The sequence below is a fragment of the Brevibacterium oceani genome (assembly GCF_013623835.1).
GTDB classification, from domain to species: domain Bacteria; phylum Actinomycetota; class Actinomycetes; order Actinomycetales; family Brevibacteriaceae; genus Brevibacterium; species Brevibacterium oceani.
Genome location: NZ_JABKDE010000006.1, coordinates 226,376 through 248,054, shown reverse-complemented (window position 1 = coordinate 248,054; position 21,679 = coordinate 226,376). Strand labels below are relative to the sequence as shown.

General features: G+C 64.5%; 17 protein-coding genes. 13 read left to right on the top strand and 4 right to left on the bottom strand.

Annotated elements, in window-relative coordinates; translation table 11 throughout:
* Positions 1 to 85: 85 nt before the first annotated feature.
* Together HK401_RS14685 and HK401_RS14680 are read left to right on the top strand one after the other, a co-directional pair.
* Positions 86 to 1,471 (top strand): aminotransferase-like domain-containing protein, encoded by a 1,386-nt coding sequence (locus HK401_RS14685; protein WP_181275392.1) that lies wholly within the window; start codon positions 86 to 88, stop codon positions 1,469 to 1,471.
* Positions 1,468 to 1,854, top strand: a complete 387-nt coding sequence (locus tag HK401_RS14680) for a hypothetical protein (protein WP_181275391.1) — start codon at positions 1,468 to 1,470, stop codon at positions 1,852 to 1,854. Before HK401_RS14685 ends, HK401_RS14680 begins: the two co-directional genes overlap by 4 nt.
* A gap of 214 nt (positions 1,855 to 2,068) precedes the next feature.
* Here the strand turns inward: HK401_RS14680 and HK401_RS14675 are convergent, their stop codons facing one another.
* From HK401_RS14675 to HK401_RS14665, 3 genes are all read right to left on the bottom strand, one after another.
* Complete coding sequence (locus tag HK401_RS14675) at positions 2,069 to 2,713, bottom strand: 4'-phosphopantetheinyl transferase family protein (protein WP_181275390.1); 645 nt, start codon at positions 2,711 to 2,713, stop codon at positions 2,069 to 2,071.
* 3 nt (positions 2,714 to 2,716) lie between these two features.
* Complete coding sequence (locus HK401_RS14670; RefSeq protein ID WP_181275389.1) at positions 2,717 to 3,187, bottom strand: LapA family protein; 471 nt, start codon at positions 3,185 to 3,187, stop codon at positions 2,717 to 2,719.
* A gap of 122 nt (positions 3,188 to 3,309) precedes the next feature.
* Positions 3,310 to 5,538, bottom strand: a complete 2,229-nt coding sequence (locus HK401_RS14665) for an NADP-dependent isocitrate dehydrogenase (RefSeq protein ID WP_181275388.1) — start codon at positions 5,536 to 5,538, stop codon at positions 3,310 to 3,312.
* 249 nt (positions 5,539 to 5,787) lie between these two features.
* Between HK401_RS14665 and HK401_RS14660 the strand changes: the two genes are divergently transcribed.
* The 4 genes from HK401_RS14660 (at position 5,788) to HK401_RS14645 (ending at position 9,175) form a co-directional block, all read left to right on the top strand.
* Positions 5,788 to 6,429 (top strand): thymidine kinase, encoded by a 642-nt coding sequence (locus HK401_RS14660; RefSeq protein WP_181275387.1) that lies wholly within the window; start codon positions 5,788 to 5,790, stop codon positions 6,427 to 6,429.
* A 23-nt stretch (positions 6,430 to 6,452) separates the two neighbouring features.
* Positions 6,453 to 7,253: an alpha/beta fold hydrolase gene (locus HK401_RS14655; protein ID WP_181275386.1), complete on the top strand. Its 801-nt coding sequence runs from the start codon at positions 6,453 to 6,455 to the stop codon at positions 7,251 to 7,253.
* A 145-nt stretch (positions 7,254 to 7,398) separates the two neighbouring features.
* Positions 7,399 to 8,469, top strand: coding sequence for an NADH:flavin oxidoreductase/NADH oxidase (locus HK401_RS14650; protein WP_181275385.1), 1,071 nt, complete (start codon positions 7,399 to 7,401; stop codon positions 8,467 to 8,469).
* Between the two features lie 52 nt (positions 8,470 to 8,521).
* Positions 8,522 to 9,175 (top strand): MBL fold metallo-hydrolase, encoded by a 654-nt coding sequence (locus HK401_RS14645; protein WP_181275384.1) that lies wholly within the window; start codon positions 8,522 to 8,524, stop codon positions 9,173 to 9,175.
* A 3-nt stretch (positions 9,176 to 9,178) separates the two neighbouring features.
* On the opposite strand, the gene HK401_RS14640 is transcribed toward HK401_RS14645, so the two are convergent.
* The gene (locus tag HK401_RS14640; RefSeq protein WP_309136007.1) at positions 9,179 to 9,769 is read right to left on the bottom strand and encodes a hypothetical protein; all 591 of its coding nucleotides are present in this window, start codon (positions 9,767 to 9,769) and stop codon (positions 9,179 to 9,181) included.
* A gap of 259 nt (positions 9,770 to 10,028) precedes the next feature.
* Between HK401_RS14640 and HK401_RS14635 the strand changes: the two genes are divergently transcribed.
* The 7 genes from HK401_RS14635 to HK401_RS14605 all read left to right on the top strand — a co-directional run bounded on the left by HK401_RS14635 (position 10,029) and on the right by HK401_RS14605 (position 21,670).
* The gene (locus HK401_RS14635) at positions 10,029 to 11,834 is read left to right on the top strand and encodes an ABC transporter family substrate-binding protein (RefSeq protein ID WP_181275383.1); all 1,806 of its coding nucleotides are present in this window, start codon (positions 10,029 to 10,031) and stop codon (positions 11,832 to 11,834) included.
* Positions 11,835 to 11,938: 104 nt separating this feature from the next.
* Positions 11,939 to 13,483: an ABC transporter permease gene (locus HK401_RS14630; RefSeq protein ID WP_181275382.1), complete on the top strand. Its 1,545-nt coding sequence runs from the start codon at positions 11,939 to 11,941 to the stop codon at positions 13,481 to 13,483.
* A complete protein-coding gene (locus tag HK401_RS14625) occupies positions 13,480 to 14,511 on the top strand; it encodes an ABC transporter permease (protein ID WP_181275381.1) in 1,032 nt (343 codons plus the stop codon). Before HK401_RS14630 ends, HK401_RS14625 begins: the two co-directional genes overlap by 4 nt.
* Positions 14,511 to 16,433: an ABC transporter ATP-binding protein gene (locus tag HK401_RS14620; RefSeq protein WP_181275380.1), complete on the top strand. Its 1,923-nt coding sequence runs from the start codon at positions 14,511 to 14,513 to the stop codon at positions 16,431 to 16,433. The genes HK401_RS14625 and HK401_RS14620 overlap by 1 nt, the downstream gene beginning before the upstream one ends.
* A 105-nt stretch (positions 16,434 to 16,538) precedes the next feature.
* The gene (typA, locus tag HK401_RS14615; protein ID WP_181275379.1) at positions 16,539 to 18,449 is read left to right on the top strand and encodes a translational GTPase TypA; all 1,911 of its coding nucleotides are present in this window, start codon (positions 16,539 to 16,541) and stop codon (positions 18,447 to 18,449) included.
* A 41-nt stretch (positions 18,450 to 18,490) separates the two neighbouring features.
* The gene (locus tag HK401_RS14610; protein WP_181275378.1) at positions 18,491 to 19,861 is read left to right on the top strand and encodes a PIG-L family deacetylase; all 1,371 of its coding nucleotides are present in this window, start codon (positions 18,491 to 18,493) and stop codon (positions 19,859 to 19,861) included.
* 48 nt (positions 19,862 to 19,909) lie between these two features.
* The gene (locus HK401_RS14605; RefSeq protein WP_258234226.1) at positions 19,910 to 21,670 is read left to right on the top strand and encodes a VanW family protein; all 1,761 of its coding nucleotides are present in this window, start codon (positions 19,910 to 19,912) and stop codon (positions 21,668 to 21,670) included.
* Positions 21,671 to 21,679: the final 9 nt, after the last annotated feature.

Genomic DNA, 21,679 nt, shown 5'->3' with positions numbered 1-21,679 from the left:
CTAGAACGATATGTGGCTCAATGAGAGGGCCAGCAGAGAACCAGAATTTTAGGCCAGACGGAGCCGGCGAACCTATCATCGTCACATGGGAGCGCACACTGACCAAGCCGAAGGCATCGCCCTGCCGCTGAGCGTCGACCGACGCGAGTCGACGCCCCTGCCCGATCAGATCGGTCAGGGCCTGCGAACCCTCATCGCCGACGGAGCCCTGCGCCCCGGTGATGCGGTTCCGTCGACTCGTCGCCTGGCGGGCCACCTCGGCGTCTCCCGTGGCAGCGTCGAAACCGCGTACGCTCAACTCGGCGTCGAAGGCTTTCTCGTCGGAGCCGAACGCTCTGCGACCCGGGTGAATCCGGACCTGCCTGCCGCGGCACGGTCACCGCATTCCAGACCCCGTATTTCCACGTCGCCGAGGCGGCGTCTGCGGAGCTATGTCGACCTGCGTCCGGGTTTCGGCGGCGACGATCCGCTGCGTGAACCTGCCTTCAGGCGGGCGTGGCGGGATTCGCTCGACCTCGATCCCGGACCGATCGACCCGGTGGGCCAGCCTGGTGCCCGGTGGGCCATCGCTGAGTATCTGCGGCTGGCGCGGGGGATGAGCGTCGATCCCGACGAGATCATCCTCACCAGTGGTTCCCGCGATGGTCTGAGGCTGCTGCTGGGCATCAGCGTGAATGGGGCGATCGCCGTGGAGAATCCCGGCTTCCCGGGACTGCGGCAGGCGATGGCCGACCACGATCTCGTCCCGCTCGACGTCGCCGAAGGAGCCCCGGCCCCGACCGGGGTGGGCGCTGCTGTCGTGACCCCGAATCATCAGTTCCCGCACGGCACACCGATGCCGGTCGACCAACGGGTCCGTCTCCTGGACTGGGCAGCTGAGCACGACATCATCCTCGTCGAGGACGATTACGACAGCGAAGCGCGCTTCACCCGCACCGTGCTGCCGACGCTGTACGACCTCGCCTCCTCGGCAGGAAGCGATGCGCAGGTCGTCCATATCGGCACGTTCTCGACCCTGCTGACCTCGTCGGTGTCGACGGGATACCTGATCAGCCACGGCGAGATCGCCGACCGCCTCGTGGAGATGCGCACAGCACTGGGCCCGGCGTACTCACCGATCCTGCAGATGGCCATCGGTTCGTACCTGGGATCCGGGGGACTGCGTCGGCGGATCTCTCGTGGACGCCGTCGCCTCAGAGTCGCCGAAAAGATCGTCGCCGAGGTCGGCGAGATCCCCGGACTCGTCCACGAGGGGCGCACCCTCGTGATCGAGACGAGCCGTGACGAGGCCGCGAGGCTGCTGCGTCGACTCGCCGATCGCGGTATCCTCGTCGCTTCGCTGGCCCGCGGTTGGACCGGCGGGGATGAGGCCCGCCACGGACTGGTCATCGCCCACTCGAATGTCGAGGCAGAGGTGCTGCGGAACGCACTGACAGTCCTGCAGTCCCTGTTGAGTAGGATCGAGTCATGATGAGGTCCGGTTTCGTTGCCGACGGCGTATTCAAACTGCTTGTCGCCGTGGCACTCGTGGTGTTCATGCCCGCACTCGAGGAGTTCTTCCTCTCGCCGAGGTGGCTCGTCATCACCGCTGCCGTACTGCTCTTCCTCAGCGCGGCCACGGAGGTCTCATTCGGAGTGCGCAAGGGCGAGAGACGCTACGTCAGCCACCTGGCGATCTTCGACATCCTGTGGATCATCGCGACGATTGTCGGCATCGTCCTCGCTTTCGCCGGGATCGTCGCCGGCGGCTTTGTCTGGTTCGGATACACGGGGCTGGCTTCGCTGTTCCTCGCGGTCGTCTTCACGACCGGAGCAAACGGCCCGGACTTCGGCGACGAGGAGGCCGATCAGTGACGACGCGCTTGAGTGGTCGGTGCTGAAATCAGCTCGTTCAAGGCGGGCCGCGTCTGTGGAACCGTGCACCTTTCGACAAGTGCGCTCCCGCTTGAACGAGCGTCGGCTGCCGCTGGGACTCTTGAACGACGCCGACATTCGGCCGGAGGGTGCCGACGAAAAGCCGACTCGGACGTTGACGCCGGCGCTGAAAAGCTCAGGGCTCCCGTCGCCCTCAGCGGTTGAAGGCGATCGCGGCGGTGTAGCCTGCGGGGATTCCTTCGTCGAGGTCGTGGATGTCGACGTCCGGGTGCGGTGAGTCCGGCTGCTCGCCGGTGCCGATGTAGTCCATTCCCGGATCCCTCGCCAGGCCGGTGCTCAGTGCCTTGAGGAACGCCTCGGTGCGCGCCCACACACGGACGAAACCGGCCGCGAGGTCGTCGGCGGGAAGTGCCTCGAGCTCGGCGCGCTCCTTGGTATGGAGCAGCCGCATCGCCTCGGCCGCCACAGCATGTTCGGGCACGGCCTCGACATCGATGCCCACCGGATCCTCGGATACGGCCACGAGTACGAGGCGCCGGGCCCGGCTGACGGAGAACTCGCAGTCATCCACACGAGGTTTGCCCGCCGAATCGAGACGGATCTCGATCCCGGCCGGATCCCGATCGAGATGAGCGCCGAGGACGTGGCGGAGGACGACACGACCGGCCGTCCAGGTGGCGGCCGCCTCGGCGTCGAATTCCTTCGCATAGTTGCGTTCCTGCTCGGTGAGCACGGAGTCGTCCTCACGCGTCCATGCGGCAGACGCGGCGGTGTCGGCGAGGACGAGGGCAGCGGGAAGATCGGTCGGCAGCTGGGTGAAGCTGGAGTGGAACGGCATCGATCAGCGGCCCAGCGCCTTGTGGATCTTCTTCAGCTTGCGGTTGAGGACGAAGATCCTCACCGAACCGATGATTCCGGCGATGAGGATGCCGCCGATCGCGGCGAAGAGCATGGCCACGCCCAGCGGCAGCTCGAACTGCCAGCCGAAGTACTCGAACTCCGCGGGCACGTTGTTCTGGAGAATGAAGATGAGGAGCAGGACGACGATGACCGCGCCGAGGATGAGGGAGACCCACATGCCTGCCGACATGCCGGGGCCGGCCTTCGTCGACGGCAGCTCTCCGGTCTGAGGCTGGGTCCGTTCGTCGGGGTGTCCGGCAGGTGTCTGCGACTGCTCGTGTGGGGAGATCTCACTGGTGTCACCAGCACCGTGGTCGGCCTGAGCGGGAGTCTCGTCCCCGAGCACGGAGTCGGTCTCGGCCAGGAGCTCTTCGGGCGTCTGCGATTCGCCGCGGGGGTCTTGAGTACTCATGCGCCCCATCATAACTGCTGATGGGGCGCATGAGTCGGGGTGTGAGGCAAGTGTTCGCAAACCGTTGCCGGGACACTTCTCACATGATGCCGATCAGGAGATCAGCGATGTCGATCAGGAGATCAGACGGTCTTGCTCAGGGAGGAGATGATGTCGTTGAGCGTGGCCGACGGACGCATCGCCGCGTTCACCTTCTCATCGTTCGGGTAGTAGTACCCGCCGAGGTCGACGGGGCTGCCCTGCACCTCGAGGAGTTCATTCGCGATGGTCTCCTCATTCTCGGTCAGTGCCTTCGCCACCGGTGCGATGGCCTCGGCGAGGGCCTCGTCGGAGGTCTGCTTCGCCAGTTCCTCCGCCCAGTAGAGGGTGAGGTAGAAGTGGCTGCCGCGGTTGTCGATCTGACCGACCTTGCGCGAGGGCGACTTGTTCTCCTCGAGGAACCGGCCCGTGGCGGCGTCGAGGGTGTCGGCCAGCACGCCGGCACGCTCGTTGCCGTGGACGTTGAACTCGTGACGGAACGATTCGGCCAGGGCGAGGAACTCACCGAGGGAGTCCCAACGCAGGTGGTTCTCCTCGACGAGCTGCTGGACGTGCTTGGGAGCCGAACCACCGGCGCCGGTCTCGAAGAGTCCTCCGCCGGCGATGAGCGGGACGACGGAGAGCATCTTCGCCGAGGTGCCCAGTTCGAGGATCGGGAACAGGTCGGTGTTGTAGTCGCGGAGCACATTGCCGGTCACCGAGATGGTGTCCTTGCCCTCGCGGATCCGGTCGATCGAGAACTGGGTCGCGTCGACGGGGTTCATGATCCGGATGTCGAGGCCCTCGGTGTCGTGATCCTTGAGGTACTCTTCGACCTTCGTGCGGATGTTGTTGTCGTGTGCGCGGGTCTCATCCAGCCAGAACACGGCCGGGGTGTCCGACAGGCGGGCGCGGGTGACGGCGAGCTTGACCCAGTCACGGACCGGGATGTCCTTGGTCTGGCAGGCGCGCCAGATGTCACCGGCGGCGACCTCGTGGCTCATGAGCACCTCACCGGCGGAATCGACGACCTCGACGACACCGGCCTCGGTGATCTCGAACGTCTTGTCGTGGCTGCCGTACTCCTCGGCCTTCTGCGCCATGAGACCGACATTGGGCACGGTGCCCATGGTCGTCGGGTCGAAGGCGCCGTTGGCCTTGCAGTCCTCGATGACGGTCTGGTAGACCCCGGCGTACGAGGAGTCGGGGATGACGGCCAGGGTGTCCTGGGTCGCATCGTCCTTGTTCCACATCTTTCCACCGACGCGGATCATCGCGGGCATGGATGCGTCGACGATGACGTCGGAGGGCACGTGGAGGTTCGTGATGCCCTTGTCGGAGTTGACCATGGCCAGGTCGGGTCCCTCGGCCAGGCCCTTCTCGATTCCGGCCTTGATGCCGGCTGCGGCGTCGGCAGGCAGGGCGTCGAGTCCGCCGAGGATGGCAGCCAGTCCGTTGTCGGAGGTCAGTCCCGCCTCGGCGAGGACGTCACCGTACTCAGCGAAGACGGCAGGGAAGAAGGCCTCGATGACCTTCCCGAAGAGGATCGGGTCGGAGACCTTCATCATCGTCGCCTTGAGGTGGACGGAGAAGAGGACGCCGGTCTCCTTGGCGCGGGCGATCTGCTCCTTGACGAATTCGTCGAGGGCGGCGACGTTCATCTTCGTCGAGTCGATGATCTCACCGTCGAGGACCGGCAGCGATTCCTTGAGCACGACGGTTTCGCCGGCAGCGGTGCGCAGGCGGATTGACAGCGTATCGTCGCCGTCGATGATGACCGACTTCTCGTTGTCGCGGAAGTCGTCCGAGCCCATGGTCGCGACCTCGGTCTTCGAGTCAGCGGACCATTCGCCCATCGAATGCGGGTGGGCCTTGGCGAAGTTCTTCACCGCCTCCGGAGCGCGACGGTCGGAGTTGCCTTCGCGCAGAACCGGGTTGACGGCCGAACCCTTGACCTTGTCGTAGCGGGCGCGGACGTCCTTCTCCTCATCCGTGGCAGGCTCTTCCGGGTAGTCCGGCAGATCGTAGCCCTGGCCTTGCAGCTCGGAGATGGTGGCCTTGAGCTGCGGGACGGAAGCCGAGATGTTGGGCAGTTTGATGATGTTCGCGTCCGGAGTCTGGGCGAGGGCGCCCAGTTCGGCCAGGGCGTCGCCGACCTGCTGATCTTCGGGGAGACGGTCACTGAACTGCGCCAGCACGCGCGCGGCAAGAGAGATGTCTCGCGTCTCGACCTCGACGCCGGCCGAGGTGGCGAAGGCTTCGATGATCGGTTTGAGCGAGTATGTCGCCAGAAGCGGCGCTTCATCCGTGCGCGTGTAAATGATTTTAGCCATAGTGATGGACTACTCCGCATCGTCTTGGGGTTTGTCACAGACATCTTACCTTCCGGACCATTTCGGTAGCCGTCGCGGGCCGATGACTGTGCTCACACCTGCGACTGTGCTCCCTCCTGCGACGGTTCTCACAGCCGCCCCGCCGCACGTCTGCCACCGTGCGAGCACCGGTCCACGCCCCACGGCGCCCAGTCATCGTGCCACCCGGTAGTCTTCTGTGTCGGCACGGACAACAGAAAGAAGACGACAGTGGCCAAGCTCTACTTCCGCTACGGGGCGATGAACTCAGGCAAGTCGACCGCTCTGCTCCAGGCCGCCTTCAACTACGAGGAGCGCGGACAGCGGGTCCTGCTGGCCAAGCCGGTCATCGACACGAAGGGCGCCTCGGAGATCGTCTCCCGCCTCGGCGTCACCCGTGAGGTCGACTTCCTCATCCCCGAGAGCGGCGATGTGGAGACGATCTACGCCGAACACGCCGACTACGTCGATCACGACGCTCTGCTCGAATCGATCGACGCGCCGAAGACCCCCGTCGCATGCCTGCTCATCGACGAAGCGCAGTTCCTCACCCCGGCTCAGGTGGATTCGCTCATGCGCATCGCCACCTACGCCTCGGTGCCGGTGATGTGCTACGGAATCCGCACGGACTTCCAGACGCGGGCCTTCCCCGGTTCGGCGCGCCTGCTCGAGATCGCCCACACCCTCGAAGAGCTCAAGACGATCTGCCGCTGCGGTCGGAAGGCGATGTTCAACGGCCGCCTCGTCGACGGTGCGTTCATCTTCGACGGCGATCAGGTCGCCATAGACGGCAACGCGGTGACCTATGAGTCGCTGTGCCCCCGCTGTTATCTCGACTTCTCCGGCGGTAGGCTGATCACGGAAGACTCCTGACCACCCCTGCCGAGGAGCCTGATATGCGAATCGCCATCCGTGCCTTCAACGACAATCCCGGTTCTCCCGTCCTCGTCTTCGGCAATGCGCTGGGCACGAGGATGTCCCTGTGGTCCTCCGTGGCCGCGCGGCTGACCGACGACTTCCAGATCTACCTCTCCGACCTGCCCGGGCACACCCTCCCGGCAGACGATTCCCTCGCCGAGGCGGCCGCGCTGGTGACGATCGATGAGCTCGCTTCCGGTCTCGTCGAGTCCCTGTCGGACATCGGAGTGGAGACCTTCGCCTACTGCGGGGTCTCGATCTCCGGCGGCATCGGACTCACGCTGGCACTCAACCACTCCGAATCCCTCACCGGACTCATCGCCTGTGCGACGGCTGAGAAGTTCGGCACCCCGGAGTCCTGGGACGAGCGCATCGAACAGGTGCGCGCCGACGGCACCCGCGGAATCGTCGACGACACCGCCGACCGCTGGTTCGCAGCAGGATTCCTCGCCGAAGACATCGCGACCGGTCACCTCGTGCTCACCGACCTGGCACTGCTCGACGATGAGGCCTACATCGCAGCCGCCTCGGCGCTCAAGAGCTACGACGTGAGCGGATCGCTGCAGGCGATCTCGACGCCGACCCTGTTCCTCGCCGGAGCACAGGATCCCGGCTGCACCCCGGAGGCGATGTCGGCGATGGCCGACCAGGTCGAGGGTGCACGTTTCGTCACGGTTCCCGACTCTGCACACCTGCCGATGGTCGAACACCCCGACATCGTCGTCGACCACGTCAACGAATTCTGCAGCGGACTCGGCGAGGTCACCGAACTCGACTGAGACGATGACTGACGGAATGCGCCGACGAGGTCGGGGGCACGCCCACGCACTCCCGGCCAGCATCGCAGCGGACCCGCAGCCGCGAACTCGGTCCGGAATGTGTCGGACACTGTCTGACCTGGTCGCGAACTGGCAGACTTGAGCCATGACTCAGCTGTTCGAACCGCTCACTCTGCGCGGCACGGAGATCCCCAACCGCATCTGGCTGGCCCCGATGTGCCAGTACTCCTGCGAGGCCGAGGACGGCATGCCCGGTCCGTGGCATCTCGTCCACCTCGGTGCCAGAGCGCAGGGCGGGTTCGGACTCATCCTCACGGAGGCGTCCGCCGTCGTCCCCGAAGGGCGCATCTCTCCTCAGGACGCGGGGATCTGGAATGATGAACAGGCCGAATCGGGGTCGGCCGTCGTCGACTTCGTCCATTCCCAGGGCAGCGTCATCGGCGTCCAGCTCGCCCACGCCGGGCGCAAGGCGAGCACCTATCGTCCCTTCACCGGTGAGCCCAAGGGCAGTGTCCCCGAATCCGATGGTGGCTGGCCGACGCTTGGTGCCAGTCCGATCGCCTACCCGCAGCTGGCCGAACCGACGGAGATGACGCGTGGGGACATCGCCGAGGTCGTCGCCGCCTTCGCCGCGGCCGCGCGCCGTGCGATCGATGCCGGGTTCGATCTCGTCGAGATCCACGCCGCCCACGGCTATCTGCTGCATTCCTTCCTCTCCCCGCTGTCGAACCAGCGCACCGACGACTACGGCGCTGACCTTGCCGGGCGTTCCCGCATGCTCAACGAGGTCTACGGGGCCGTCCGCGCCGAGGTCGGCGAGGAGATTCCCGTCTTCGTGCGCATCTCGGCCAGCGAATGGCACGAGGGCGGTTTCGACATCGCCGAGGCGGCCGAGGTCTCCCGCGGTCTGTCCGAGGCAGGTGTCGACCTCGTCGACGTCTCCTCCGGCGGCAACTACCCCGTGCGGATCCCCATCGGCCCCGGCTACCAGGTGTCCCTGGCCGCTGCGGTGCATGCTGAGGGCGTGCCGACCGGTGCCGTCGGACTCATCACCGACCCGCAGCAGGCCGAGACGATCCTGAGCACCGGCCAGGCCGATGCGATCTTCATGGCCCGCGCCGCGCTGCGCGAACCCTCGTGGCCGCAGAAGGCTGCCCACATCCTCGGTGTCGAGCCCGGTCCCTATCCGCCCCAATACACGCGCGGAGCCTGGTGAAGCGTCAGCCCACAGCGAAGTGTCAGACCACAATGAGAAGAGGAGTACGGAAATGAACACGATCGAGACCGAACACGTCGTCATCCGCTCAGTCGCAGTGTCCGAGATGGAGAACAACGTCTACCTGATCACGGCCAAGGAGACCGGATCGCAGGTGCTCATCGACGCCGCCGACGACATCGACGCGATCACCGACCTCGTCACCGCCGGAGCCGCGGACGCCGAGGCGCAGCCGCAGCTGCGGGCGATCATCACCACCCACCAGCACTGGGATCACATCCGCGCCCTGCCGGCAGCCTCGGCGAAGTATCCGGAGGCGATGACGATCGCCGGAGCCGACGACGCGGCCGCCATCGCTGAAGCCGAAGGCGTGGAGATCGCACATTCGGTTGACCACCTCGACGTCGGAGACTTCGGCGGCTTCGTCCTGCAGGCGATCGGGCTGCACGGGCACACCCCGGGCTCGATCGCGCTGCTGCTGCGCGACGGGGGCAGGACGATCCTGTTCTCCGGAGATTCACTGTTCCCGGGCGGACCCGGCAAGACCTGGTCGAGTGAGGACTTCACCTCGCTCATGGACGATCTCGAGGAACGGGTCTTCACAGAGCTGCCCGATGACACGCTGGTGCTGCCGGGCCACGGTGCCTCGACGACAGTGGGCGAGGAGCGGCCGAAGCTGGGGGAGTGGCGCGAACGCGGCTGGTGATGATCAGCTCGGCAGGGCCGCGATGCCGAGCACAGCCCACGCGAGGGCGAGCAGACCTGCGACGATGATGCCGAGGTTCCACTCCCGCTGAATCGTCCGCTTCCCGCCGGGGTTGGCCAATTCGTCGTCGCTGAGACCGGCGTAGCGGTCGAGGACGGTGTCGACGGCCGGATTCGGATCGTCCACGAGTCGGCGCATGTCGTGCTCGTCCTTCTCCCACTTCTTCCCCTTGCCGGCCAACGGCCAGGAGGAGAAGGTCTTCTCATGCGTGCGCACTCCGAGGCCGAAGTGCGTGTCGAAGCCGTCGACGAGATTCCACGGGACGGTCACGGTCCGGAGCGGATTGACGAGGACGAGCTGCCGGTGGTGGAGCTCGACCCGCGGGTACCTGTAGAGCACGTAGACGAGGGCGCCGACGGCGATGGGGATCCCGGCGATGGCGAGTCCGCGCATCGTGAAGTCGCCGATCGCGATCGAGGCGACTCCGACGGCGCAGAGCCCGCCGACGACGACGAACAGCACCGTCGAGCTCGTCGTCCTCACGAAAGTCGGCTGACGACCCGCTGAATTGCGATCCATCTCACTGTTAACCACCTGAACATCCTATCCACTGAGACTTGAGATTTCTTGCATGTTTCCTCGGTCTCGAAACGGTAACGATTGCCGAGAATGCTCATTATGTGGACTCAGTCACAGTCGGGAGTGAATTAACTTTGAGGCAATCCATGTGAAAAGCATGAACGCGATCATATCCGGATCGGATTGTCCTGTCCCGGATTCTGTGATCGGAATGCACCCCGGCTTTGGGGCGCACGTACGAGGGTGACTCGCCCTAAGACAACAAGGAGAGAACGTGAAAAAGCGCTTCCTCGCGGCCGGCGCCTCAGTTGCCGCAGCCGCTATGGTGCTCACCGCCTGCACACCCCCTGGCGGAGGCGACGACAGTGACTCATCGAAGGACACTGCCGTCAACATCGGATGGAACGAATCCTTCCGTTCGATGAACACTCTGACCGCGAACGGCAATGCGACCTCGAACGCCATTCTCACCTACATGATGAATGACAACTTCGGGTACTACGACGGTGACCTCGAGGTCCAGGACGGAGCCCTCGGCAAGGTCGAACAGGTCTCGGAAGATCCCCTGAAGGTCAAGTACACCTTCAACGACGATGCCAAGTGGTCCGACGGAACCCCCGTCGACGCAGCGGACCTCGCCCTGACCTGGGCAGGCACCTCGGCGAACTTCAACACCGTCGAATCGAACAACAAAGACGACGGATCGGTGAAGAAGAACGACGCGAAGACCGTCTACTTCGATTCCTCCACCGCGGGTTCGGCTCTGGTGAAGAAGTTCCCGGAGATCTCCGACGACGGCAAAGAGATCACGCTCGAGTACTCGAAGCCCTACGCTGACTGGCAGACGGAATTCGGCACCGGGGCCGACGGCGTCGGTCTGCCCGCTCACATCGTGGCGAAGAAGGCCCTGGGCATCGACGATGCCGAAAAGGGCAAGCAGGCGATCCTCGATGCCATCAAGGACAAGGACACCGAGAAGCTCTCGAAGATCTCGAACACCTGGAACACCGGGTTCGACTTCACCTCGATGCCGGACGACGAGGACCTGCTCGTCCACAACGGCCCGTACAAGATGACGAAGTTCGAAGAGGGTCAGTACGTCACCCTCGAACTCGACGACAAGTACACCGGACCGGTCAAGCCGAAGGTCAAGACCGTCACGGTCCGCTACAACGGCGATCCGATGGCCATGATCCAGGCGATCGAGAACGGCGAGGTCGATATGACCCAGCCGCAGGCGACCGCCGACGTCCTCTCCGCTGCCGAAAAGCTCGACGGAGTCAACGTCGATGCCGCGGACGGCGCCACCTATGAGCACGTCGACTTCACGTTCGACAACAAGGGCCCCTTCGATCCCGAGGCGAACGGCGGTGACGAAGAGAAGGCGAAGAAGGTCCGCCAGGCCTTCCTCAAGACTCTCCCGCGCGAAGACATCGTCGACAAGATCATCAAGCCTCTCAACGACAAGGCCGTCACCCGCGATTCCTATTCGCAGGTCCCCGGTTCGCCGATGTATGACGCGATCACCAAGGAGAACGGTGTTGCCGATGCGACCAAGGTCGACATCGACGAAGCGAAGAAGCTGCTCAAGGAAGCTGGTGCCGACGCTCCGACGGTCCGCGTCATGTACGACAACACGAACTCGCGTCGTCAGCAGGAGTTCCAGCTGATCAAGGAATCGGCCGAGAAGGCCGGCTTCAAGATCAAGGACGTCGGCGACGTCAACTGGGGCACCCGCCTCGGTGACGGCACCTACGACGTCTCGCTGTTCGGCTGGCAGTCCGAGGGCACCGGAGTGACGGAGAACGATGCGAACTTCCGCACCGGTGCTCAGAACAACTACGGCGGCTACTCGAACAAGAAGATGAACAAGATCCTCGACAAGCTGCTCGTGTCCGAGGAGGACCAGCAACAGGATCTGCTCATCGACATGGAGAAGCAGCTGAGCGAGGACGCCTTCGGCGCTCCGATCTTCCAGTTCCCCGAACTGACGATCTATCGTGACAGCGTCAAGAACGTGAAGTCGACTGCTGTGTCGCCGACGATGTTCTGGAACTACTGGGAGTGGGAAGTCAACTGATCCGCGACTGACGCGATCGGTTCTTCTCCACCCAAGCCTACTGTGGGGATCACTGTGTGATCCCCACAGCGGCGTTTTCGGAAGATTGAAACGGAACCCCCATTATGATCAGATTCATCCTCCGACGACTGCTGTCGACGGCACTCGTGCTCCTCGTCGTCACCTTCGTCCTCTACCTGCTGCTCAACGTCGCTCTCGACTTCTTCTGGGACCTGCGGGCGAGCACCTCTCCGAACATCGAGGCACTCTACGAGTCGCGTCGCCGACTCCTCGACCTCGACACTCCTGCGGTCGTCCGCTACTTCAAGTGGTTGGCCGGTGTGGGCGGATGCGCCATCGGCCAGTGTGACTTCGGCATCGCCTGGAAGTCCGGTCAGGAAGTCACCGACCAGCTCCAGGGCGCAATCGTCAACACGATCAAGCTCATCACCGCTTCGACACTCGTGGCCATCGTCCTCGGCATCGCCGTCGGAATGATCTCGGCGATCCGCCAGTACTCGGGCTTCGACTACTTCATCACCTTCGTCTCGTTCCTCCTCTACTCACTGCCGGTCTTCTGGGTGGCAGTGCTGCTCAAGCAGTACGGTGCGATCGACATCAACAACTTCATCAACGATCCGACGCTCGACTCCTGGTGGCCGATCATCATCGCCTGTGTGGCGATGGGACTGTTCTGGATGGGGGCTCTCGGCGGCAGCGGGAAGCGACGCCTCATCAGTTTCGCGGCCGCCACGCTCATCACCTTTGCCACGGTCTACTACATTCTCGCCAGCGGCTGGATGCAGCACCCGAGCATCGGTCTCGTCGGCGTCATCGTCATCGGAGCCGGCGCGGCCATCGTCATGACATTTCTGTCGACCGGTCTGAAGAACCGTCGCGTGCTCTATGCCTCGCTGGCCACGGTGGTCATCGGTGCGCTCCTCTACTGGCCTCTGCAGAACCTCTTCTACTACGTCGGAATGAACTGGCTGTGGATGTTCGGCCTCCTCATCATCGCCGTTGCAATCGCCATCGGCGTCGGGCTCGCCTTCCGCGGGCCTGACCCGTGGGACACCGCACGCACGACGAGCTTCACCGCCATCATCATCGCCGTCCTCATCTTCGCCGACCGGGTGCTGCAGGGATGGCAGGAGTATTCGGACGATCCGGCTATCAACAATCGTCCGATCGCCACGATCGGTGCCTCGGCACCGAACATCGACGGCGACTTCTGGATCACGAACCTCGACTCGTTCACGCACCTGCTGCTGCCGTCGATCGCCCTCGTCCTCATCTCATTCGCCTCGTATACCCGTTACACGCGCGGTTCGATGCTCGAAGTGATGGGACAGGACTACATCCGCACGGCACGAGCCAAAGGTCTCAACGAGCGCACGGTGATCATGCGGCACGCGCTGCGCAATGCGCTGCTGCCGCTGGCCTCGGTCGTTCCCGTCGACATCATCACAATGATCGGCGGCGCCGTGATCACTGAGACGATCTTCGGCTGGAACGGCATGGGCAAGCTCTTCATCGACTCGCTGAGACAGGCCGAGCTCGATCCCGTCATGGCCTACATCCTGATCACGGGTCTGCTCGCCATCATCGCCAACCTGGTCGCGGACTTCCTCTACGCCGTCCTCGACCCGAGAATCCGAGTGAATGCATGAGTACCAACAACGACAATCAGAACGCTCTCGCGCTCGACGAAGTCGGGGACAATGCGATCGAGTCGAAGGAAACCGAAGGCCTGTCGCAGGGCAAGATCGTACTGCGCAAGTTCCTCCGCCACAAAGGCGCGATGATCAGCATCGTCGTCCTCGTGCTGGTGGCGATCTTCGCCTTCAGCGCCCAGGGCTTCGGCGCTGTGCCCGGGTGGTGGAAGTTCACCCACACCGCCTCGGGCCCCGTGGTCAACCCCGGCGGCGCACCGACCTGGTCGCTGTCGAACATCTTCTCTCCCGGTGACCATCCGTTCGGACAGGATGAGATCGGGCGCGACAACTTCGCCCGAGTGATGAAGGGGACACAGATCTCGCTGATCGTCATGTTCGTCATCGGCATCGTGTGTCTCATCATCGGCACGATCGTCGGAGCACTCGCCGGCTACTACCGCGGTTGGGTCGATTCGGTGCTCATGCGCATCACCGACGGCTTCGTCATCCTCCCGGTCATCGTCGTCGGTTCGATCCTCGGCGTCCTCGTCGGCGGAGCGAACGGCCCGCTGCTCGGTGTGGCTCTCGGCTGCATCCTCTGGGTCGGCCTCGCCCGCCTCGTCCGCGGTGACTTCATGTCTCTGCGCGAACGTGAGTTCGTCGACTCGGCCCGCGTGGCCGGAGCAAGTGACTTCCGGATCATGTTCAAGCACATGCTGCCCAACGCCATGGGCGTGATCATCGTCAACACGACGCTGATCATGAGCCAGGCGATCGTGCTCGAGGCCTCGCTGTCGTACCTCGGCTTCGGCATCAAGCCGCCCGGCATCTCGTTGGGCCAGCTCATCAGTGAGTACCAGACCTCTTTCGCCACTCGTCCGTGGCTGTTCTGGTGGCCCGGTCTGTTCATCATCGTCATCGCTCTGTGCGTGAACTTCATCGGCGACGGTCTGCGTGATGCGTTCGACCCGCGGATGAAGACCATCCCGAGCTGGAGGAAGATGAAGAAAGCCGAGCGCATGGCGCAGAAAGGGGCGAAGTGATGGCTGAGAAGACAGCCGATACCCAGCCGAAGAAAGGGTCCCCGATCCTCGAGGTCAAGGACCTCGGCGTCCAGTTCTGGGTCAGCGACGAATGGTGGATGGCCGCCGAACACCTCGACTACACGGTCAACGCCGGCGAGGTTCTGGCAATCGTCGGCGAATCCGGCTCCGGGAAGTCGCAGTCGAGCATGTCCCTGCTCGGACTCCTGCCGAGCAACGGTCGCGCCACGGGATCGGCGAAGCTCAGCGGCCGTGAGCTCATCGGGATGCCTCCGGAGAAGATGCAGAACGTGCGCGGCAATGAGATCTCCGTGATCTTCCAGGAGCCGATGACCGCCCTCAACCCGGTCTACACCGCCGGCTACCAGATCGTCGAGACGCTGCGCGTCCACCTCGACATCGGACCCAACGAGGCCAAAGAGCGAGCTCTCGAGCTCATGCGCCTCGTCGAGATCCCGGACCCTGAGGATCGGTTCCACTCGTTCCCGCACCAGCTCTCGGGCGGTCAGCGTCAGCGCATCATGATCGCGCAGGCCCTCGCCTGTCAGCCGAAGCTGCTCATCGCCGACGAACCGACCACGGCACTGGACGTGACGGTGCAGGCCGAGATCCTCAAGCTCATGCGTGAGCTGAAGTCGAAGCTTGACGCCGGCATCATCCTCATCACCCACGACATGGGCGTGGTGGCCGATATGGCCGATCGCATCATCGTCATGCGGGCGGGCAAGGTCGTCGAAGCGGGAACGGCGGAGGAGATCTTCTATCAGCCGCAGCACCCGTACACCAAGCAGCTCCTCGACGCGGTGCCCCACCTCGGCGCCGGCGCTGAGGGGGAGGCGTTCGGCACCACCCTCGACGATGTCGAAGCATCGCTGAGCGATATCGGAAGCGATCAGGCCGATCATGCTTCGGATCCGGTGGGTCTGTCGGATGCCGGTGCCGGCACGGACGGAATCTCGATGGCCGCGGAGGCGGACATGGCGCTGGCCGAGGCCCGTGCGCAGGCGAGCGAGACGGAGCGTCCCGAGATCGAGATGGATTCGACGGACACGTACTACCATCCCGGTTCGCAGGCGGACTTCTCGAAGCCGTCTGCACTGCAGCTGCGGGATGCCGCGATCGAATATCCGGCGTCGGGGCGGAAGAAGGCCTTCCGCGCCGCCCACCACATCAACCTCATGATCGCTCCTGGTGAGGTCGTGGGTCTGGTCGGCGAGTCCGGTTCGGGCAAGACGACGATCGGGCGTGCCGCGCTCGGTCTGCTGCCCACCGTCGAAGGCGACATGGTCGTCAACGGCACGAGCATCAAGGGTCTGAGCAACAAGCAGATGCGTCCTCTGCGCAAGGAGGTCGGCATCGTGTTCCAGGATCCCGGTTCCTCGCTCAATCCGCGTCTGCCCGTCGGTGAGTCCATCGGCGAACCGCTCTATCTCCACGAGAAGATGAAGGGACCGGCGCTGAGCAAGCGGGTCGAGGAGCTGCTGACCGCGGTCGAGCTGCCGACCTCGATGCGCAACAGGTACCCGCATGAGCTCTCGGGCGGGCAGCGGCAGCGCATCGGCATCGCCCGCGCGCTGACCCTGCGGCCGAAGCTGCTCATCGCCGATGAGCCGACCTCGGCGCTCGACGTGTCCGTGCAGGCGAAGGTCCTCGATCTGTTCGAGGGACTGCAGAAGGACTACGGGTTCGCCTGCCTGTTCATCAGCCATGACCTCGCTGTCGTCGAGCGCATCGCCGAACGCATCGCGGTGATGCGTCACGGCTACCTCGTCGAGATCGGCAAGTCCTCGCAGGTCGTGTCGAATCCCGTTCACCCCTACACTCAGCGCCTGCTGTCGGCGGTTCCGGTTCCGGATCCCAAGGAGCAGCGCAAGCGTCGGGAGGCCAGGGATGCCGTCCTCGAAGCCACGATGAACGCCTGAGTTCGCTCACCTACACGGCCACCTGCACACGAGAGTGTGCGGGTGGCCGTATAATTGTCTGTTGGGTCCGGGCTGGACCGATCTCTCTATCTCAAAAGGTTTTTGATGACTGAAGCCATCACGCGTCGGGAGAACCGTCGCAACGTAGCAATCGTCGCCCACGTCGACCATGGCAAGACGACTCTCGTCGACGCCATGCTCCGCCAGACCGGTGTGTTCAGCGAACACGGCGATTTTGCTGAACGCGTCATGGACTCCGGCGACCTCGAACGCGAGAAGGGCATCACCATTCTCGCGAAGAACACCTCGGTGCTCTACAACGGCCCCTCGGCCGGCGATGAACCCATCGTCATCAACGTCATCGACACTCCCGGCCACGCCGACTTCGGCGGTGAGGTCGAACGCGGACTGTCGATGGTCGACGGCGTCGTCCTCCTCGTCGATGCCTCCGAAGGTCCGCTCCCGCAGACCCGTTTCGTGCTGCGCAAGGCGCTGGCCGCGAAGCTGCCGGTCATCCTCGTGATCAACAAGACCGACCGCGCCGACGCCCGCATCGACGGTGTCGTCGAGGAGTCGCAGGATCTGCTCCTGGGCCTGGCCTCCGACCTCGCGGACGAAGTCCCCGATCTCGACGTCGACTCCGTTCTCGAAGTTCCCGTCGTCTACGCCGCCGCGAAGGCCGGAGCCGCCTCCCTCGAACAGCCCGCCGACGGAGACGTGCCGGACAACCCCGACCTCGAGCCGCTGTTCAAGACCATCCTCGAGACGATCCCGGCTCCGGAGATCAACTCCGACGGCATCCTGCAGGCGCATGTGACCAACCTCGACGCCTCGCCCTTCCTCGGTCGTCTCGCGCTGCTGCGCATCTTCGGCGGAACGCTGAAGAAGGGCCAGCAGGTCGCATGGGCCCGCGGGGACGACATCAGCTCTGTCAAGATCACCGAACTCCTCGAAACCCAAGGGCTCGACCGTGTTCCCGCCACCGAGGCCTCGGCCGGCGACATCGTCGCCGTGGCCGGCATCCCGGACATCATGATCGGTGACACGCTCACCGACATCAGCAACCCGAAGCCGTTGCCCGCGATCGTCATCGACGATCCGGCGATCTCCATGACCATCGGCATCAACACCTCGCCGCTGGCCGGACGCGAGAAGGGCACCAAGGTCACCGCCCGCATGGTCAAGGACCGCCTCGACCAGGAACTCGTCGGCAACGTGTCGCTCAAGGTGCTCCCGACCGAGCGTCCTGATGCGTGGGAGGTGCAGGGCCGCGGAGAGCTGGCTCTGGCCATCCTCGTCGAGCAGATGCGCCGTGAGGGATTCGAGCTCACCGTCGGCAAACCTCAGGTCGTGACCAAGCAGATCGACGGTCAGCTCCATGAGCCGTTCGAAGAGCTCACGATCGACGTTCCGGAGGACTACCTCGGCGCCGTCACCCAGCTCATGGCCAGCCGCAAGGGCGTCATGTCGACCATGACGAACCACGGAACCGGCTGGGTCCGGATGGAATTCACGGTCCCCGCCCGCGGCCTCATCGGCTTCCGCACCCGGTTCCTCACCGAGACCCGCGGCACCGGCATCTCGAACTCGTTCTCGGCCGGCTACCGTCCGTGGGCGGGCAACATCGAGTTCCGGATCAACGGTTCCCTCGTGGCCGACCGCCCGGGAGCTGTGACACCGTACGCGATGATCAACCTGCAGGACCGGGGAACCTTCTTCGTCGAGCCGACCTCCGAGGTCTACGAGGGTCAGATCGTCGGCGAGAACTCGCGCGCCGACGACATGGACGTCAACATCACGAAGGAGAAGAAGCTGACGAACATGCGTTCGGCATCGGCGGACTCCTTCGAGAACCTCACCCCTCCGCGCAAGCTCACCCTCGAGGAGAGCCTCGAATTCGCCCGTGAGGACGAATGCGTCGAGGTGACCCCGACCGTCGTGCGCATCCGCAAGGTCGAACTCGACCAGAAGGAGCGGGCGAAGCTCTACGCCAAGCTGCGCCGGCAGAACGCCTGAATCGCACACTCCGCCGAATGACCTCGAGCCCCCAGGATTCCATGTCAGTCACGCCACGCGTCCTCTTCGTGCACGCTCATCCCGACGATGAGACGATCACGACAGGAGGCACGATCGCCGCGCTGGTGTCCGAGGGGGCCGAGGTCATGGTGCTCACCGCCACCCGCGGTGAGTGCGGAGAGGTCATTCCCGCGGAACTGGGGCACCTCGAGGGCGACCGGCAGGGATTGGCGCGCGTCCGCGAACAGGAGATCGCCGAGGCGATGCGTGCCCTCGGAGTTCGCCTGCATGCCTTCCTCGGCGGGACCACCCGGACCTTCGAGGATTCGGGTATGGAGTGGGGCCCGGACGGCCACGCCCGTCCCGCCCGGTCCATGACCGCCGATGCCCTCTGCGCGACGGACATGAGCACCGTGGCCAGGCACGTGGCTGCGGTCATCGACGCCTTCGAGCCGCATGCCGTGATCACCTACGCCGGCAACGGCGGATACGGTCATCCCGATCATGTGCGCGTCCATGAGGCCACCACCGCCGCGGTCGACCTCGCCGAATGGCGCACGGGTCGACTGCTCTATGTCGACACCCCCGCCGAGGCGGCCCGCGCCGCCTTCGACCCCGACCAGGCCGGATTCGCCGCAACCGGGTTCGCACCGGCGTCGACGATCCCGGCCAAACCCCCGGTCGGTCGCATCGTCATCGGCCAGGACGTGACTCCGCAGCTGCCCGTCAAGCGTGCGGCGCTTGTGGCACACCGGACCCAGGTGATCGTGTCCGGGGACTTCTTCGCACTCTCGAACGGCGTCGGTCAGCGGATCGGCGTCTGCGAATACTTCTCCGTCGGAGCCGGAACCGACGTTCCGGACGATGCCTTGCACGACGGGCCGGCCGGGCATGTCCTCACCGGACTCGATCTCGGCGCCATCGACGCGCAGGATCATGCCGGAACGGATCCGGCTGGGCAGGACCGGGCCGCAGCTGCCGTTCCGCTGCGACGGGATCGGTCGCCGAGGCGGCCCGGTGTCTTCGCGTACCTGCACGCCGCGGTCCTGGGACTGCTCATCGCGTTCCTCGGTGCCATGCAGCATCTCAACGTCACGGTCGCCCACCTCGGCGAGACTCCTGTCATCCTGCCCTGGGGGCTCGCACTCTCGCTGCTGTTGGCCGCCGCCGGTCTGTGGCACCTGAAGACGATGTATCGGTCCAGCTCACCGATGCTGCTCGCCGCCGTCGTCATCGCTGTGATGTCCTACGTGTTCGGGCAGCCGAACTGGCTTCCGGGTGCGGACATGATCGTCACCGGCATGCTGCGATCGGTGGCATGGCTGCTGGGACCGATGATTCTGGCCGCCGTGTTCTCCTTCATCAAGGTGCGTCCCGCCACCGACGTGCACCGCGAGGATCGGACTCGTTAGACTCATCCGAACAGAACCGAACCAGTCTTCTTCGACACACTCGGGAGAATGATGCCGACCCAGACCCTGTCCGACGGAACGCCGACACCCGAAGGACCGCGTTCAGCAGGCGATGAGGAGAAGAAGCGGAGCCTCTGGCCGTTCGCGCTCGGCGCCGTCATCGTCCTGGCAGTGATCTACGTCGTCATCGGCTTCTTCAGCGGACGCGTCCTGACCCCGGGAACCACCGTTGCCGGCATCGACATCGGCGGCAAAAGCGCCACTGACGCCGAGAATACTCTGCGCAATGACCTCAAGGACACGGCGGAGCAGAAGATCACCCTCCAGGCCGGGGAACCCACCGCGAAGCTCGACCCCGCCGAAGCCGGCATCACCTTCGATGCCGAGGCCACCGTGTCCAAGGTGACGGGATTCAGCCTCGACCCCACCGTCATCTGGCATCGACTCTTCGGCGACGACGAGGTCGCGCCGGTCATTGACGTCGATGAGAAGAAGTTCGACAAAGCCACAGACAAGGTCACCGAGTCCCTCGCCGTCGAACCGAAGGACGCAGAACTGAGCTTCGAGAAGACGAAGCCGACGGTCAAAGACGGAACGGTCGGACAGACCGTCGACGCCGACGCGGTGCGCACCGCCGTCGATCGGCACTGGCTGCGCAGCGAAGACGCACTGCCGGTCGGACCGGAGAAAGTCGATCCGGACATCACCACCGCCGAGGCGAAGGAAACGGCCTCCGGTTTCGCGAAGGACGCGGTGAGCAAGGACCGCACCATCACTGCCGAGCCTGGGAAGGATGCAGACTCCGACGTCAAGGGCGGGGACCTGACGGTGTCGCCGAAGACCATCGCCAAGACGCTGACCTTCGACAAGAAGGACTCGAAGCTGGTGCCCGTCTTCGACAAGGACGAACTGCAGGAAGCGGTTCTCGCCGCGAACAAGGACATCGGCAAGCCCGCAGAGGACGCGAGCTTCACGATCAAGGACGGCAAGCCGGAGGTCGTCCCGGCCGTTGACGGAATCGGAATCAAGGCGAAGGAACTGACGGACGCCGTCACCGATGCGATCAAAGACGATTCCGCGACGCCCACGGTGACTCTGGCCTCGGTCGAACCCGACTTCACCACGAAGGACGCGAAGAAGGCCGACGTCTCCGACACCGTGTCCGAGTTCTCCACAGGGTACAACTCCGAACCCAACCGTGACACCAACCTGCGTGTGGCCGCTAAGAAGGTCTCCGGGACCGTGCTCAGACCAGGAGAGCAGTTCTCGCTCAACGAGGCGCTCGGACAGCGCACCGCTGCCAACGGCTACAAACCCGCAGGCGTGATCTCCGAGGGACAGATGAAGGAGGACTTCGGCGGGGGAGTCTCACAGGTGTCGACGACCCTGTTCAACGCCGCCTTCTTCGCCGGCTTCGACCTCGACGAACACCAGGCGCACTCGCGGTACATCTCCCGCTACCCGGAAGGCCGGGAGTCCACGCTCGACTGGTCGTCGATCGACCTGAAGTTCACGAACAACTCGAAGACTCCGGTCGTCCTCGACATGTATCTCAAAGGCGGAGAGGTCCACGCGAAGGTCTTCGGAGTCAAGAAGTACGACGTCAAGGCCCATTCCTCGGACCGCTTCGACTTCACCTCGGCCGGATCCGTCACCGAAAGCGGCGCCTCGTGCACACCGCAGTCGCCCAAGGGCGGATGGTCGATCCGGATCTCCCGCACGATGAAGGACATCGCATCGGGTCGGACGTCGAAGGACGGCTTCACCACCGTCTACCGGCCGGTGAACAAGATCGAGTGCAAGGACTGATCCACGTGG